At 60.0% G+C, this 16542-nt stretch carries 18 protein-coding genes and 1 pseudogene; all 19 read right to left on the bottom strand.

From position 1 onward, the window contains the following. Positions 1-37: 37 nt before the first annotated feature. A complete protein-coding gene (locus SRB521_RS04430; RefSeq protein ID WP_033119380.1) occupies positions 38-589 on the bottom strand; it encodes a BMC domain-containing protein in 552 nt (183 codons plus the stop codon). 5 nt (positions 590-594) lie between these two features. Further along, a complete protein-coding gene (locus tag SRB521_RS04425) occupies positions 595-1944 on the bottom strand; it encodes a 4Fe-4S dicluster domain-containing protein (RefSeq protein WP_116722264.1) in 1350 nt (449 codons plus the stop codon). A 25-nt stretch (positions 1945-1969) separates the two neighbouring features. Beyond that, positions 1970-2254, bottom strand: coding sequence for a EutN/CcmL family microcompartment protein (locus SRB521_RS04420; protein ID WP_033119382.1), 285 nt, complete (start codon positions 2252-2254; stop codon positions 1970-1972). A gap of 75 nt (positions 2255-2329) precedes the next feature. Next, complete coding sequence (locus tag SRB521_RS04415; protein WP_075704323.1) at positions 2330-3085, bottom strand: hypothetical protein; 756 nt, start codon at positions 3083-3085, stop codon at positions 2330-2332. 25 nt (positions 3086-3110) lie between these two features. Beyond that, positions 3111-3929: an ethanolamine utilization protein EutJ gene (eutJ, locus tag SRB521_RS04410; protein WP_075704324.1), complete on the bottom strand. Its 819-nt coding sequence runs from the start codon at positions 3927-3929 to the stop codon at positions 3111-3113. A 32-nt stretch (positions 3930-3961) separates the two neighbouring features. Beyond that, positions 3962-4777 (bottom strand): ATP-binding protein, encoded by an 816-nt coding sequence (locus SRB521_RS04405; protein ID WP_227152234.1) that lies wholly within the window; start codon positions 4775-4777, stop codon positions 3962-3964. A gap of 38 nt (positions 4778-4815) precedes the next feature. Further along, positions 4816-5100: an ethanolamine utilization microcompartment protein EutM gene (gene eutM, locus SRB521_RS04400; RefSeq protein ID WP_033119323.1), complete on the bottom strand. Its 285-nt coding sequence runs from the start codon at positions 5098-5100 to the stop codon at positions 4816-4818. A gap of 110 nt (positions 5101-5210) precedes the next feature. Further along, entirely contained in the window at positions 5211-5498 is a 288-nt protein-coding gene (locus tag SRB521_RS04395; RefSeq protein WP_033119324.1) for a BMC domain-containing protein, read from the bottom strand. Between the two features lie 29 nt (positions 5499-5527). Further along, positions 5528-7012 (bottom strand): acetaldehyde dehydrogenase (acetylating), encoded by a 1485-nt coding sequence (locus SRB521_RS04390; protein ID WP_075704325.1) that lies wholly within the window; start codon positions 7010-7012, stop codon positions 5528-5530. Between the two features lie 384 nt (positions 7013-7396). Beyond that, positions 7397-7654 (bottom strand): annotated as a pseudogene (locus SRB521_RS16765) (BMC domain-containing protein); the annotation flags it as partial. A gap of 64 nt (positions 7655-7718) precedes the next feature. Next, entirely contained in the window at positions 7719-8369 is a 651-nt protein-coding gene (gene eutL / locus SRB521_RS04380; protein WP_075704327.1) for an ethanolamine utilization microcompartment protein EutL, read from the bottom strand. A 22-nt stretch (positions 8370-8391) separates the two neighbouring features. Then, complete coding sequence (eutC, locus tag SRB521_RS04375) at positions 8392-9279, bottom strand: ethanolamine ammonia-lyase subunit EutC (RefSeq protein WP_033119085.1); 888 nt, start codon at positions 9277-9279, stop codon at positions 8392-8394. Between the two features lie 17 nt (positions 9280-9296). Continuing rightward, positions 9297-10667, bottom strand: coding sequence for an ethanolamine ammonia-lyase subunit EutB (locus SRB521_RS04370; RefSeq protein ID WP_033119084.1), 1371 nt, complete (start codon positions 10665-10667; stop codon positions 9297-9299). A 16-nt stretch (positions 10668-10683) separates the two neighbouring features. Next, positions 10684-12114: an ethanolamine ammonia-lyase reactivating factor EutA gene (gene eutA / locus SRB521_RS04365; RefSeq protein ID WP_075705534.1), complete on the bottom strand. Its 1431-nt coding sequence runs from the start codon at positions 12112-12114 to the stop codon at positions 10684-10686. Positions 12115-12222: 108 nt separating this feature from the next. Next, positions 12223-13647 carry a sensor histidine kinase gene (locus SRB521_RS04360; RefSeq protein ID WP_075704328.1) on the bottom strand — a complete coding sequence of 475 codons (1425 nt, stop codon included), beginning with the start codon at positions 13645-13647 and terminating at the stop codon, positions 12223-12225. A 4-nt stretch (positions 13648-13651) separates the two neighbouring features. Further along, complete coding sequence (locus tag SRB521_RS04355; RefSeq protein ID WP_058118129.1) at positions 13652-14236, bottom strand: ANTAR domain-containing response regulator; 585 nt, start codon at positions 14234-14236, stop codon at positions 13652-13654. A gap of 39 nt (positions 14237-14275) precedes the next feature. Continuing rightward, entirely contained in the window at positions 14276-14722 is a 447-nt protein-coding gene (locus tag SRB521_RS04350) for a EutP/PduV family microcompartment system protein (RefSeq protein ID WP_075704329.1), read from the bottom strand. 10 nt (positions 14723-14732) lie between these two features. After that, positions 14733-15125 carry an ethanolamine utilization microcompartment protein EutS gene (gene eutS / locus SRB521_RS04345; RefSeq protein WP_178388455.1) on the bottom strand — a complete coding sequence of 131 codons (393 nt, stop codon included), beginning with the start codon at positions 15123-15125 and terminating at the stop codon, positions 14733-14735. Positions 15126-15375: 250 nt separating this feature from the next. Beyond that, positions 15376-16509 (bottom strand): 1-propanol dehydrogenase PduQ, encoded by a 1134-nt coding sequence (locus SRB521_RS04340; RefSeq protein WP_058118130.1) that lies wholly within the window; start codon positions 16507-16509, stop codon positions 15376-15378. Positions 16510-16542: the final 33 nt, after the last annotated feature.

Raw genomic sequence — 16542 nt, 5'->3', positions numbered from 1 at the left:
GATGAATCGGTTTCGGAGGGCTGCCCCTCCGTTTTGCTTACAGCAGGGACTGGAATAGCTTAGGCGACGGCCTGGGGATGACCGTGGTACCCACCAGGAGCTCCGCCTCCCGCTCCGCCGCGGCCACAGCCGCCCGGACCGCACCCACATCACCGGTCAGGGTCACATAGCCCTTGCCGCCGATGGCGTAGCCGATGCGGACCTCAATGAGGGTGATATTGGCCGCCTTGGCAGCCACATCGGCGGCCGTAATGGCGGAGGCCACAGAGTAAAACTCCAGAACGCCCACGGCACCCGGCTTTTCTACCTGCGTGGTCATGCTGATGGCCTGAATGACCTGAGGATGCACGTTGGGGAGGGTCAGGGTGTCCACCACGCACTCTCCGCCCCGCTTGATTCCCTCAGCCATGGAGGCTTTTACGTCGCCGGTGTCGCCGGCGATCAGGATCATGTACTTGCCGGGGCAGACGGTGGAGGAGCGGATGAGGTCCACCTGGGCCGCCTTCACCATGTAATCGCAGGTTTCGATGCCCCTGGCGATGCTGTTGAGTTCCACCATGCCGATGGCAAGTCTGCTGGCGTTTCCCATGCTTCTCACTCCTTCCGACCGCGGATGCGGGCGCCTTTTTCGGTGATCTCCTCCACCACGCCGGCAATGCTGGCGTGGATATTCGCAGACAAGCCTTCCGCCGCCTGCGCCAACAATTCGCCTTTCTCCACATGGTCGCCCGCTGCCTTTACCGGGATTGCGGGCTTCCCAATGTGCTGTGAGAAGGCGACGAACACCGTCTCTGGGTGCAGTTCCTTACACGTATGGGCGTGGAGCCCGTAATATTGGCTGAGGCCCAGACGAGCCACCAGCCGGTCCGTGGGCGTGTGCCGCTGATCCACAAACTCTCTTGCCTGCGGCTCCATGTTCCGCGGGACCTGGATACCACGGGAGCGGAGCTGCCCTTTGATGTACTGGTTCACTTTTCTCGGAGAGAGCCCCATGGGGCAGGCGAACATCTCACAAACGCCGCAGTCGCAGCAGTTTGCCGCATCTCCAAACGCCCGAAGATATTCCTCGTTGTCCTCCATCCCCTCCTCACGCCAGAGATTCCGCATCACCAGATTGGGGCGGATCTGGTGACCAATGAGGTAGCGGGGGCAGAGGTCGGTGCACATGCGGCACTGAATACAGGCGCTTCTGGTCTGATGCCGGATGGCTGCCATAGGGAGTGCTGCCCGGCGGAACAAATAGTGGTCCTTGGGAAGGACAATGATATTGCCAGTAGTCTTGGTGACCACAGCTGCCTCAATGGCCGCCTGGTCCTCCAGGACCTTGCCCATCATGGGTCCGCCCAGGATCAAAGAATACGCGCCGATGGTCGGCTCTGCCGCCGCCACACACTCGGTAATGGCGGTGCCCACGGGAACGTGGAGCATGATGGGAGCCTTTACCTCGCCCACCACGGAGAGGAACTTATCGGTAACGTTTTTACCCTGCAGGGCGTCGAAGATATTGAGCAGGGTGCCCACGTTGTCCACTACGCATCCCACGTCCAGCGGGAGGCCCCGCTCCGGGACCGAGCGGCCCGTGACCTGCTGGACCATGGTCTGCTCGTCGCCTGCGGGATAGAAGGTCCCCATCTCAAATATCTCCACTTGGGCGCCCATGCGCCCGATGGCATCGGAAAGTGCGGCAATCTCAGCCCTATACTTTCCTTTCAATGCGATCACCGCCCGTTCGGCCCCCAGATGGGTGGCCACGGCGGCCACTGCGGCGATGATCTCGTCCGCATAGGTGCGGCACAGATATTTATCTGTCTCGATGAGAGGCTCGCACTCTGCGGCGTTGACCACAAAGCATTCGGCCTTGGCGTTCAGCTTGACGTGGGTGGGAAACCCAGCGCCGCCTGCGCCGACGATACCGGCTGCCTTGACTGCTTCGGTCAGATTCATGCTTTCACCGCCTTAATCCCTTACCTTAGTCCAAAATGCTGGAGTCGATCTCCTGGTCGTCCACGATACCCACCACAGTGGCGTCAACGGGGACCGCCATGTCCCCGGCCGCGCTCCGGGCCGAGCTTCCGCCGACGATGATGACCGTCTCGCCCACACCGGCTCCAATGATATCGGCGGCCACGATGGGCGTCTTGTCTTTGGAGCCGTCCAGGATATTGATGGGCTGCACGATGAGCAGCTTATAGCCGGCCAGCTTTTCCTCTTTGCGGGTAGCCCAGATGTTGCCGATGACTTTTGCGACTTTCATATGCTGTCCCCCTGTTTGACTGTTGGGCGGCCAAGTCCGGGAGAGCGCAGGGCGCTCTCCCGATCCCCGGCGTCATCACGCCTCGTCCTTGACGATGCTCATGCCGCGGTCTTTGGCGGCGTCCTTTGCAAGGGCGGTGATGATACATTTCTCGCTGATGCGGATACAGGTGACCCCGGCCATATTGGCCTCAATCAGATCCTTTTCGGTGAGTACCCGCTTGTCGATGCGCAGTTCCTTTTGCTCTGCGCACATCGGCGCCGAGCAGGCGCACTCCGGCACCGCAGGCGCTGCCGCCGGAACAGGGGCGGGTTCCGCCGCGCCGAGAATGACCTGTTCCAGGCTGGCCTGCGCACAGACGACCACGCCGGAGGCCACCAACAGATCCAGCTTCTGCTGCATCATATGATAGTAGGCAGCGGGTGCCGTCTCCTTGTACTGGTACAACTCCACCTCTTCGGTGGGAATGTAGACCTTTTTACCTGAGAGGATGGCTTGGGAGGCAAGACGGGTATATGCGCTGTCACAGGTGCCCGACGCCAGCTTACAAAGGGCGTCGCAGGTCAGGTTGAAGAGGATCACGGCCTCAAAGTTGTTCAAATCCACTTCATAGTGGTGCATGAGCGCGCAATCCGTGCTGTAGTGGGCTTTCAGGGCCTCGCTTTCCAGCATGGCATGGCAGGCTGTACCGTGATCCTGGGTGAGGATCAGCAGTCCTGGCTTGTCGCCGCAGTCACTGCACTCCCCACAATCGGCGCTGCCGCCTTCCGCTTCTGAAATCTTCTCGGCTACGCGCCGCAAGATCTCGTCCACGATGGCATTATGATCCATGCCTTCCCCTCCTTTCTAAAAACATTCAGATTTTGCAGTTCATGGCGATGCCCGCAGGCGTCACCAGGAACGGGTTCGCCGGCTTGATGGTCCTGATCCCCGTCTCTTTTTCGAAGATCTTTTCGATCCCCGTCAGACAACAGGTGCCGCCGCACAGATAGATGGCGTCGGTGTGTTCCTTATCGATATAGCGGTTCACAATGGACGCCATCTTCTCGACGACCGCCTTTACCACCGGCAGAATCTCCTTGTGGCGGGAATAATCCTGCTTGATGGCCTCGGCCTCCTGGAAGGGGACGTGGAAATTTCCCGCCAGTACCAAGGTGAGATGGGTGCCTCCGGTGGGCTCATCCTCAATCTGGACCACCTTACCGTCCTTCAGGATGGCAAGGCCGGTGGTCCCGCCGCCGATGTCCACCACCACGCCATCCTCGATCTGGTAGATCGAGTTGGCGGCGGAGGGCTCATCCAGGACGTTCGTGACCTCGAATCCGGCCCCCTCGGCCACATACTGGTGGGTCTTGACGCTGGACTCGGTGCCCGCAGGCATCGCGATGGCGCAGTTCATCAGCTCCGTGCCCAGGCGCTCCTCCAGCTTGGCCTTGAGTTCCTTGACGATGCGGAGCGCCCCGGAATAATCCACTACCACGCCGTCCCGCAGGACCTGAGCCGCCTGCTTCTCACAGGCGATCGGATTGTTCTCCTCATCCAGGACGACCATAACGATATAGGCCGTGCCAAGGTCCAGCCCCACCTTCAGCTTACTGCCGACAGGCTGGAAGGTCTTGGTCTCCGACTCCTCCACACGGGCCATATATGCGTTTACGCGGTCCAGATCCATCATGCTCTCGGCGCTCCTTTAATTGGGTTTTGAATTCAATTCTGATACTGCCCGGCCAGATAGCGGCACATCATGATGTGCATGGCGCTGGACATCCGGTTAAGCTCCTCAATGATATCGCCCCGGGTATATTTGGCGCCATCGTGGAAGGCCTCCGCCGCAGCCACCTCGGTCTCGCGTACCGCCGTGCGCAACTGATTGAGCAGTGCAAAGTCCTTACCCATGGTGTAATCGGGCAGCACCATGGCCTTGACTCCGAAGAAGCGCTTCGGGTCATGGGACTGTTCCCGCAGCTCCGCATGGGTGAGGCCGATCATCTTCTCCATCGTGAAGGGCTCATCCAGCACATCGCAGCGCATCATTTCCCGCAGGATGTTCAGCACGTCGTCCAGATCGTCGATCAGGGCCTGGCTGCCGCCGTGCTCGTGGATCTCCACCTGCGCGAGCACAAACAGGCTCTGCAGGGAGTCCAGCTTGCCCCGGAAGAGAATGCGGGGATGGTTTTTCACCACCAGTACATTCCCCACCAGATGGGTCATATGTTCCGGCTTCTCCATATAGAAGGCGCCGGTCTCATAGTCCACAAACTTGGGCTTGACCGCCTGGGGCTGGGGCGCGGGCGCCGATGTGGGCGCGGCCATCGTCACCTCGGGCATAGGTGGCACCTCGGTGGCGACGATGCGGGTCTTCTCCTGCTGTCCCGCCTTTACGATCTTGATTTTCCTGGACTGCAGATACTCCCGCGCAGCCGGGGTGAGGATCTTTCCCTCCGGAATGACATAGCACTCGGGCTCTGTGGCCCGCAGCTCACACCGCAGGGCATCCTCTGTGATACATTTCAAGCGCTTCACCCCCTCCGTCGGTTGGTTTATTTACAGCTTACGCTGTTTTACTTATCCAGGGAGGGGAGGATATACTCCACTTCCTCATGGGGACGGGGAATCACATGGACAGAGATCAGCTCGCCCACACGTTCGGCCGCGGCCGCGCCGGCGTCGGTGGCCGCCTTGACAGCTCCCACGTCCCCGCGGACCATCACGGTCACCAGACCGCCGCCCACGTGGACCTTGCCGATGAGGGTAACGTTGGCGGCCTTGACCATGGCGTCGGCCGCTTCGATAGAGGCCACGAGACCCTTGGTCTCGATCATGCCCAGAGCTTGCATTGTTGCCATATCCAGCACTCTCCTAAACTAGTCTCCTCCCCGCAGTCCGGGCGGGCCCCCGGGACCGGACTGCCGGTCCCGGGGCGCTTCCCCGCCGCGGGAGGGGATGGGAAAAATGGTTACTGCTTATCCAGGGAGGGGAGAATGTACTCCACTTCCTCGTGGGGACGGGGGATGACATGGACGGAAATGAGCTCGCCCACGCGCTCGGCCGCGGCTGCACCCGCGTCGGTGGCCGCCTTGACGGCGCCCACGTCCCCGCGGACCATCACGGTCACCAGACCGCCGCCCACATGGACCTTGCCGATGAGGGTGACGTTGGCGGCCTTGACCATGGCGTCGGCCGCCTCGATGGAAGAGACGAGACCCTTGGTCTCGATCATGCCCAGTGCCTGCTGAGTTGCCATATTAGTTTCCTCCTAAAAATATCTCGTACTTATGCGTTCTGGAGACGGGCCATGATGGCACGGACGATATCCTCCACGTCCGCCGTGCTCAAATCTCCGCCCCGGACGCGGCAGATGCCGTCGGAGCAGTCGGGCACACTGTCACGGATGTCCTCCAGTTCTTTGAGCCCATAGGCCACCTTGCGGGTATTGAGGAGCTGCATGGGCCCCACGTTCTCGGAAGTGGCGGAGCCGCCCACAGCGCCGCAGCCCAGGGTCAGCGCGGGCATGAGGCCGGTGGTGCCGCCGATGCCGCCAAGGGCGCTGGGGGTATTCACCATGATGCGGGAGGCGGGGACCCGCTTGGCAAAATAGTCCACCATCTCGTCGTTCTTGGTGTGCATGGAGAAGGTGTGGCCCGCGCCTTCATAGCGAAGGATGGTGCAGACCTTCTCGCATACGTCCTTGTAGTCGGTGCCCGTGTAGAAGGCCAGGATGGGGGCCAGCTTCTCATTGGAATAGGGATGTCCGCGGCCCACGCCGTCCTCAGCGGCCACCAGCACACGGGCGGTGGCGGGAACATCGGTGAGTCCCGCCAGCCTGGCAATGGTCTCCACGCTGCGGCCCACGATCTCGGGGTTCATGGTCCCGTTGGCGCGAAGGATGTATCTGCCCAGCTTTTCCCGCTCAGACTCATTGAGGAAGTAAGCGCCCTGCTTTTCCATCTCGGCCCGGACAGCGGGCACCATATCCTCGTCGCAGATAATGGACTGTTCGGAGGCGCAGATGGTGCCGTTGTCAAAGGTCTTGGAGTCCATAATACGCTTGACTGCCAAGGGAAGATCACAGGTCTTCTCCAGATAGGCGGGCCCGTTGCCGGGACCTACACCGATGGCGGGAGTGCCGGAGGAATAGGCCGCGCGCACCATGGCGGAGCCGCCAGTGGCCAGGATCATGGCCACATCACGGTGGCGCATCAGATTGTCGGTGGCCTCCATGGTGGGAATGGTGATACAGGACACCAGGTTCTCATTGCCGCCGGCCTCGGAGATGGCCTGACGGATCACCTTCACGGTCTCGGAGATGCACCGCAGGGCCGTGGGATGGGGGGAGAACACGATGGCGTTGCCCGCCTTGATGGCGATCTCCGCCTTATAAAGGGCAGTGGAAGTAGGATTGGTGGAAGGGACCAGACCGGCGATGACGCCCACGGGAACGGCGATGGTGCGGACCTTCTTCTCCTCGTCCCGCTCCAACTCGCCGACGGTCTTCATGTCCTTGACGTACTCATAGACGCCCCGGCTGCCGAAGATGTTCTTGATGATCTTATCCTCGACCTTGCCGAACCCGGTGTCCTCATGAGCCATCTCCGCCAGGCGCCGGGCGTTGCGTACACCGGCGTCGGCAATGGCGCGGACAATGTGGTCCACCTGGGACTGGGACATATTGGCCAGTTCCTTTTGGGCCTCCTTTGCCGCCTCCACCAGCTCACGGACCTCCTGCATGGACAGCAGGTCTTTGTCGTAAAGCTGCATATAATCAACTCTCCTCTTCAGGGGGATGGGTCCGCGCGGCCTCAGCCGCGCATTCAGCGGATCTTATTGTCCCCGAAATTCTCGAATGGCCGCCACAAGCTCTTCTTTTTTTGCAAACCGGATCTCTTTGCGGGTCATATTGGTGATCCCTACGTTCCGAGCCGCCGCCCGGAGCTTCACCACCGGCATCGCCTCCAGCACCTCGTCCGTCAGGTCCGAGAGCTTCAGTTCCGCCGCTCCAGGCTCCGTCTCTTTCTTTACGGGCGCCGACTCCTCAGGAGCGCGATCCGCCTCCGGCTTGGCCGCAGGCGCCGCGCCGGGAGACCGTTTGACCTCCGGCTGCTTGGGGGGCTTGGGAGTGGGCGTGATCGGCGCGGGCGTCGACAGGATGCCCTCGAGCTCTTCGTGAGGTCTCGGGATGACGTGGATGGACACCAGCTCGCCGACCCGCTCCGCTGCGGCTGCTCCGGCATCGACGGCCGCCTTCACGGCGCCCACGTCGCCCCGGACCATGACGGTCACCAGGCCGCCGCCCACGTGCTCCTTGCACGTCAGGGTGACATTAGCCGCCTTGACCATGGCGTCGGCCGCCTCGATCGAGGCCACCAAGCCACGGGTTTCGATCATACCCAAAGCCTTCATTCAGTACCTCCATCTTTGGACCGCCGCAAAGCGGTCCTATCTTTTGAACATCAGGCGATGGGGTTTACTCGATGGGATTGTCGGCCACGAACTCCACCGCGGCGGCGAAGGCGTCGCAGGCGGACTTACAGGCGGACTGGCTGCCGGTCAGCAGGCCCCCGCCGAAGTTGGTCTCGCTGGGGGGCGCGTACAGCACGCACAGGCGCACATCCGCCGCCTTCAGCGCCGCATCCACTCCGTACATCGCCTCCAGAGGGGGCGCGATCAGATACGCCAGCGCCTCTCCCTCCGCGATCCCCGCTCCCTCGGACAGGTAGGAACCCGTGCGGGAGATGCAGTGGGCATAGTACACGATGGTGTCGTCCTCATTGGCCGAGACGAAGTGGCACACGTTCTCGATCATATCCACGCAGGCGGCCAGACCGGCCTTCGCCTCCGCGGGGTTGGGGGCGGCCAGGATGCCGATGATCTCGCCGGCCAGCTTGGTGTTGGCGTTGGCCGCGCCGGCGTAGAAGCTCTTGGCATACGCCACGCGGCAGTCGGCCTTCTTCGTGGCCTCGTCCAGGGCGGTATAGGTCACATCATCACAGTCGGACGTGATCAGGGCCAAGGACTTCTCGCCAGGCAGAAGGCCCAGCTCCTTGGCCATATCCGGCGCCACGTTGGGGATGAGCTTGGTCGCCAGTACGCTTGCTCTTACGGGATCTCTTTTCATGGTAGAATTTCCTCCCTACTCCTTACAGTTTCAGATCCGTACCGCTGGCCTTCTTCTCCAGCATGATCTTAATGATGTCGGCGATATGGGCACCGGCTTCGGCAGGAATGGTGCCGTTTCTGTGGATGTTGGACACCACGGTACGGCGTGCCTCGGGCATACCCACGGTGGCCTTGTAGGCGATGTAGGCGGACATAGATTCAGCGGTGATGAGGCCCGGACGCTCACCGATCAGGGTGCAGGTGACTTCGGCGCCGGTGATCTCGGAGATCTCATCCATCACGCCCACGCGGCCGTACTTCACAAAGAAGGGCGTACCCACATCGATCTTATAGTTCTGCAGGCCCTGAAGAATGGCGGGCAGCAGATCGGGGATGTTGGCGGCCACCGCGGCAGAGGAGAGTCCGTCGGAGACGTAAATCTGGACCGTGGGATTCTTCTTGCACTTTTCTTTAATCGTGGCCACACCCTCCGGACTGAGCTTACGGCCCAGATCAGGGCGGGTCAGATAGGTGTCCTTGCAGTCACACTGGGTCTGCACGATGAAGAGGCCCAGATCCTCCACCATTTTCTCATCCACGTCGTTGAATACGGCGTCCTGCGCCGCGGAGTGGGCGGCACGGAACTCCAACTGGGGTAGGGTCTTATAGCGGGCGCCGGCCTTTCCAATGCCCAGACGGCAGGGGGCGTTCATCTTCAGCTCGGCGTACTCTTCGCCATGCTCAGGGTGCTCCACCAAATACTGTGAACGGATGTCCACCTCGGTGATATCGGGGATGCAGCCATCCTCGATGTTGGCGGGCTTGTCGCACACCTTGGAGCATGCGCCCGTCTCTGCGGCAGTGGTGCTGCCGACGTTCATTTCGCTGAGTACCTGCTCAATGATTGTTCTCAGATCTTTCTCATCCATGAATCACACCTCCTCCCTTATTTCGCCAGGAACACGGAAGCGTCGCCCGCCTTGGGGGTCAGCTTTCCATTCTCGGAGAAGCCCATCTTCTCCAGCCACGCGTCGAACTCTGCGATGGGACGCAGGCCAAAGATCTCGCGGAGGGCGGCCGCCTCATGGTAGCCGGTGCACTGATACATCAGCATACAGTCATCACCCTCGGGAACGCCCATGACGTAGTTGCAGCCGGCGGCAACCAGCAGCGTGGCCAGATTCTCAATGTCGTTCTGGTCCGCCTTCATATGGTTGGTGTAGCAGGCGTCGCAGCCCATGGGGATGCCGGTGAGCTTGCCCATGAAGTGGTCCTCCAGACCGGCACGGGTGACCTGCTTGGAGTCGTACAGATACTCAGGTCCGATGAAGCCGACCACGGTATTCACCAGGAAGGGCTGATATCGCTTTGCAAAGCCATAGCAACGGGCCTCCATGGTCACCTGGTCCCAGCCGTTGTGGGCCTCGGAGGAGAGCTCAGAGCCCTGGCCGGTCTCAAAGTACATCACGTTGGGCCCGGTGCAGGTGCCGCGGCTGAGCATGGTGGCGCGGCCCTCATCCAGCATCTCGGCGGTGAGACCAAAGGCCTCATTGCCCTTCTGAGAGCCGGCGATGGACTGGAACATCAGGTCCAGAGGCGCGCCCAGCTTGTCGGCGGCGGCGGTCTGGGTGGTCACGTGGGCCAGCACGCAGATCTGGGTGGGGATCTCCCACTTGCGCTTAAACTCATCGAACATCTTCAGGATGCGGGCCACGGACTCCAGAGAGTCATCCACCGGGTTCAGGCCGATGACGGCATCGCCACAGCCCAGGGACAAGCCTTCCATCACGGAGGCAATGATACCCTTGGGGTCATCGGTGGTGTGGTTGGGCTGCAGGCGGGAGGAGAAGGTCCCGGGCAGACCGATGGTCGTATTGCAGTGGGCGGATACGCGCATCTTCTTGGCGGCATAGATGAGATCCAGGTTGCTCATGAGCTTACATACGCCGGCCACGATCTCGGAAGTCAGGCCCCTGGAAGCATGGCGAATCATTTCGGTGGTGGTGCGCTCGTCCAGAAGCCACTCACGGAACTCGGCCACCGTCATGTTCTTGAACTCATTGAAGATGGTCTCATTGACTGCGTCCTGGATGATACGGGTGACTTCGTCCTCCTCATAGGGAACGGCAGGGGAGTTACGCAGATCATTCAGCGTCAGATGGGAGAGAACCACCTTCGCGGCAACTCTCTCCTCAGCAGTTTCGGCGGCAATGCCTGCCAGCTTATCGCCGGATTTTTCCTCGTTGGCCTTGGCCATCACTTCGCATACGCTCTTGAACTCGTACACATGGCCAAACAGCTTTGTTTTGAGAATCACGCTACTTCACCTCTCGTTAAGTATTGAAGATCAGGGTCTTGATCACTACGGGCACCACATGCCCGTCTGCGACTGGTTCGCCAATATCCACATAGTCCCCGCTGAGGGTCTTGATGCCGTCGATGCAGATGACGTCTTTCTTAAAGTCAAGCAGCACGTTGACGGCGTTCCCGAGAACCTTGCCGATATCGGCCTCCACCACAAGGATCAAGGGATACTTGCTCTCTATCACCTCCTTTGCACTCTCAATGATTGCCGCCGCAAGCTTCTGGATCTCTGCAAAGCTGGTGCGCTTTTCCCCGTTGAAGGCAATGGCGATCTGTTCCACCTTGCCCTCAGGCTTGTAGAGCGGCATCTGCTGGGTGACGGAGGACTTGAACGTTTCCAGCGACGCCTCATCCTCCTCGGACACCTTTAAGATGGGGATATTCTTGATCGGGAGCTTGCCTTCGGCATAGTGTATGGTGCTCCCGCTCACCTCGGTGGTATGCGTCCCCGCGCCCACCACCGTGGCCCGTATCGTCTCGGCGGCCTGGAAGAGCTGTACGGCCTGGAGCTCCGGGTTCGCCCGGATGGCCTGACCAAGCAGCACACCTATGTCGCCGTAACGGAATATGTCACCCTCCATCTGCTGATAAACGCAGTCGGCAACACCGCCGGAGAAAGTGATCGCCTTGATCTCCGGTTGGGTGGGGAGGGGGTTGCCGCCGTTGGTATAGAGTCCGGCGTGGTCGACGTCCGCCTGCTTGAGGTGGAGGGACTGCGCCAACTGGTCCGCCATCAAATCACAGACCTTGCGGAGCTTCTGCTCCTCTGCCGGGTCCCCCACGCTGAGGCTGATGCCGTGGGCCTTCGCCAGCGCCTGGATCTTGGGAAAGAGATAGGTGATCCTGCCGCCGTCGACTTTGATGAGGCGGCCGCCAATATCCAGGCAGCACACCCCCCGCAGGGTTCCCTTCTCATAAACTGCAATGTTTGTCGTGCCGCCGCCCACATCCAGATTGGCCACCGTCGTCCGGTGCTCGTGGGAGAGCTTGTCAGTCCCGGCGCCCCGGGCGGAGAGAACCGACTCCAGATCAGGGCCCGCCGTGGCCACTACGAAGTCTCCCGCCAAATCGGAGAGCGCTTCCAGGACATCGTTGGCATTCTGCTTGCGCGCGGTCTCGCCGGTAATGATGACCGCGCCGGTCTTTACGTCTTCCGGCGTCATTCCCGCAGCCTTGTATTCGTCCCGAACGATTTTCTTCACCGCCTCAGCGTCGATCTCTGTGCTCGACTTGAGAGGTGTGAAGTAGATGAGGCTGCGGTAAATGACCTCCTTCTCCACAATCTGGATCCTAGGCACCGTGTAGCTGCTGGCCCGGTTTTCAATGGTCAGGCGGCTGAAGATCAACTGTGTCGTAGAGGTGCCGATATCGATACCCACGCTGAGGATCACTTCATGCAAGGCATTCACCTGCTTCCCTTCATAATTGGTTCCACCAATAGAAAAGGCCCGAACGCGCGGAAAAATCCCACGCATTCGGGCTGCAACGCACCGTTTTCTTCCCCGGCGTTACGTCACGCCGGCTACTTCCATAATTTGATTTTTAAAGTCAAAGGTCACATGGGTCCCGCCGGGCCCCGACTCCACGGATAGATTTCCCCGCAGCTTATCCTTCACCATCGTCTGGACAATGGAGAGTCCCAGCCGGTCGGTGCGGACATTCTCCACATCGTAGCCTCCGCCGTTGTCAATGACCTCAATCCGGGAATACAGCTCCCCGCGGGTGACGACGATGCGGATCAGACCGGTCTCCCTGTCCTCGAAGGCATACTGAAGAGAGTTTTGCAGCAGTTCGTTGATGATGAGGGCCACCGAAGTGGCGATGTCGGAGTCTACCTCGAAATCATCCCCCTCCAGCGTGATGCTCACATCAAAATGGGGGCGGGCAAAATAGCGGACCGTGTTGTTTTTAATGTTGAGAATGACCTCGCCGATCTTTACCTGATCCACGCCGCTCTGGGCCAGCAACTCATGGGTCGTGGCGATGGAGAGGATCCGGTTCATGCTCTCGCCCAGCACCTTGCGGGTCTCTCCATTGTCCGAGCGCCGGACCTGGAGCCGAAGAAGACTGGCGATGGTCTGAAGGTTGTTTTTGACCCGGTGGTGCATCTCTTTGATGGCCACCGATTTGAGGATCAAGGCTTTCTCCTGCTCCTTCTTCCAAGTGATATCCTGGATCACCACGGCGAAATCCATATCCTCGCTGTCGAGCTGGATGCGCTTGATGGACAAACTGTGACGCCCCACGCTGGTCTCTACCACCGAGTAGCCGGACTGGTCCTCCGCGTCATCTGTGGAGTCGATCAGGCGGATGTTTTCATAAATCTGGCCCAGCGGGTCCTCTATGTAGCCAAGCTGCCGGTAAAGGTCCCGGGCCAGACTGTTGCGGAAGGTGACCAGCCCGCCCTTGTCCACCATAATCAAGGCCTCGTCAATGCATTCGGTGAGCCAGTTGTTGCTGCCCACCATATGGGTAAGGGCGTTGGCGATCTGCTCATAGCTCTGTTCAGAAAAGTGAAGCCGCTCACTGACCTGCCGCTGCTCGTCGACCCGCTGCTCACGAATGAGAACGCCGATCACCCGGTCTCCGTTCTTGATGGGCTCCACAGACTGGATGGTTCTCGTATTCTCCTGGGTGACGGCCTTCATCTGCTTGGTGGCCACCCCGAGCCGAAACGTCCGGGCCACGGCGGGCTCATTCTCCTGCTTGGCCAGGAGCCCCACCACAGTTTTCTTGTAAGACGAGGGAACGTAGGAGGGTTTTGCCTCCGCCACCACAATGGCGTCCCCGTCTTCGGAGGGACAATCAATAAAAATATCCGCGTCCTCCAGGTTGGCCAAGGGCTGGAGCACGGCGCTCATCCCCTGTATGATCGCGATTTCCTCATCCGTGAGGTCCGTATACTTTTTACACAGCTCATCGATGATATCCATCCCGTCACCCCCCCGACTTCAGGAGGATGATTTCCGATACGCGGCGCATAGACAGGTTCTTCGTCTGGGAAAGTTTGCGGATATAGTCATAGGCGTCCTGTTCGGTCATTCCCTCCCGGGTCATGACCAGCCCCTTGGCCTTTTCGATGATGCTGCGGTTTTCCAGCCGCTCCGACACCTTTTCCATATCCTTGCGCAGCTTCCTCATGTCCTTGCTGCGGGCCACCGCCAGCTCAATACTGGGCACCAGAGACTTTTCATCGATGGGCTTGACCAGATATCCGGCCACCCCGATATGTTTGGCCTCGTCCACGAATTCCCGCTCACTGTACGCCGTGAGCATCATCACCGTGTCGGCCAAGTTCTCTTCAAACAGGATCTTGGCCGCGGACAGTCCATCCAGAAGGGGCATCTTGATATCCATGAGCACCAGGTCGGGCCGGCTCTGCTTGCAGGCCTCCACGGCGTCGAAGCCGTCTGCGGCCTCTCCCACCACCTGATATCCCTCTTCGCTCAGCAATTCCTTCAAATCCATCCGGGTGATGGGTTCGTCATCCGCGATAACAACCCGAATCCCGTCCTTGCACATACACTCTTCCTCCTTGTTCTGACGGCGTCCGTCCGCCCGTTACAAGTAGCCCAGGAACTTTAAAAGCTCATCGACTCCTTCGCCGCTGACGCTGCTGGTGACAAATATTTTGTTTGCGCCCGCCATCTGCAAAAATTTCTTCGCCGTCTCCACCTGTTTCGGTGTGGCAAGGTCGCTCTTCGTAACCACACCCAGAGTCGGCTTGGCAAACTGGGTGTTATAGGCGGGGGGGAACATCGTTCCATTTTCGGTGGCATCCTGGACCAGCACGATGAAGTCCGCGTCCGTCGCGGTCACCATCAGCGCGCCCCGGAAATACCGCCGCTCCAAATATTCTCCCGGCGTATCAATCATGGTCTGATTGACGATCTGGACCGTCTGGGTCTTATGATAGGCCAAATCCTCGTGATTGATGCGCTGACACAGAGTCGTTTTCCCCGCGGTGGAGCGCCCGATCAGGATGATTCGCTTCCTTTTCTCCTCCATAGCCGCTCCGTCAGGTCTTGGTCAGCGGCGCAGGGCTGAACCCCATCATGTTGCACAGGACCTGCATCACGTTGCGCAGCGCGGCCTCCACGGCCGCCACGTCTCCCGTGATGACCAAGGAGCCATTGAAGCGGTCCACAAAGCCGATCTCCACAGCCGCGGCCTTGGTGGAGACATCGGCCGCGATCATCGCGGCCTCGCTGGGGGTGATCGTCATGATCCCCACGGCGCCCCGGGCGTCAATCAATCCCAGCTTTGTATACAGCGACTCGTTCGGATTCGCGATCACGTGGCACAGCGTCACCTGCTTGCCGGGAACAAACTCCTGAATAATTCGCTTTTTTTCATCCAATTCAATCAAAGGGCTCACGATCCTTCCACAGAGTATGTCCCCAAAAGACATAATAGCCCCCAAGGATCAACCTTTTTCCAATCAATCCTGGGAGCTACATCGCTCGTTCTCTATAAAACCACTCTGCTTCCAGCACTAGCACCGCGCCGTCCGCCCATTTTATACAAAGCACACATAAGCCTTCTAGTGCTTTTTGTATATTTTAGCAGTTGCCATGCTTCTTGTCAATCTTTTTATGAGCACGGGCGTCAGGACGCCGGCTTTTCAGCCGGCCGGTCCCGATCATCCGCCGCATCCCGCATCAGGGAAGCCTTCCAATATAGGCCTTGTGGAAGACCTGAAGGATCTCCTCTTTGCTACAGGGCCGGGGATTTGTGGCCGTGCAGCGGTCCGCCAGGGCGGCCTCCGCCATAGCCTCCGCCTCGGCCTCGAACTCGGCCTTGTCCACTCCAGCCGCCTGGATGCTGGAGGGAATGTTGAGCTGCTCCACATATCTCCTGGCCGTTCGGATCAGATTCAGCGCGCTCTGGCGGACGCTGGTAGCCTCCAGGCCCAGCAGGCGGGCAATCTTGGCATACCGCTTGGCCACAGGCGTCAGGCTCTCCGAACAGCCGGCGTTGAAACTCATTACATAGGGCAACAGGATCCCGTTGGCTCTGCCGTGGGGGATGTGGAAACGCGCGCCCAGCGCGTGGGCCATGCCGTGGTTAAGGCCCAATCCGGAATTGGAGAAGGCCACGCCGGCCAGACAGGAGGCATTGTGCATGCCCTGGCGGGCGGCCATATCCCCTGGCTGGTGGTAGGCGGTCATCAGGTGCCTGCGCACCAGTTTGATGGCCTTCTCCGCCGCCGCGTCGGAAAAATCGGTGGCCGCAGTGGACACCAGCGCCTCCACCGCATGCGTGAACACGTCGATGCCGGTGTCCGCCGTAACAGAGGGGGGCACACTGACGGTGAGCTCCGCGTCCAGAATGGCCACGTCGGGCAGGAGGCTGTCCTCCACCAACGGGTACTTGACCTCTTTTTCAGGGTCGGTGATCACCGCGAACTTGCTCACCTCGGAGCCCGTGCCGCTGGTGGTGGGTACGGCAATGAACATGCACTCGCGCATATCGCATGTCTTGGCCGCAAAAAAGACGATGGCCTTGGCCGCATCGATGGGAGAGCCGCCGCCAAAGGCGATCACCGCATCAGGGTGAAACTCCTGGATCATATCCACGCCTTTTGTCACCGTACCGATATCCGGGTCTGCCTTGACCTGGTCGAACACGCGATATTCTGCGCCCGCCCGGTCCAACTTCTCGGTGATATAACTCACCTTCCCGCTGGAGGCCATAAAGCCGTCTGTGACAATAAAGACCTTGTGGAGCTTTGGGGCCAGAGTCTCCAGCCCGCCGCCTTCCATGATTTTGGTGCGTACGCTGAAGGAGTTCATATCTCACGCTCCTTATCCTGTTCCGTGCTCCTG

The sequence above is a fragment of the Intestinimonas butyriciproducens genome (assembly GCF_004154955.1).
GTDB lineage: Bacteria > Bacillota > Clostridia > Oscillospirales > Oscillospiraceae > Intestinimonas > Intestinimonas butyriciproducens.
The sequence above is the reverse complement of the archived record's forward strand: the minus strand, read 5'-3'. Positions and strand labels throughout refer to the sequence as shown.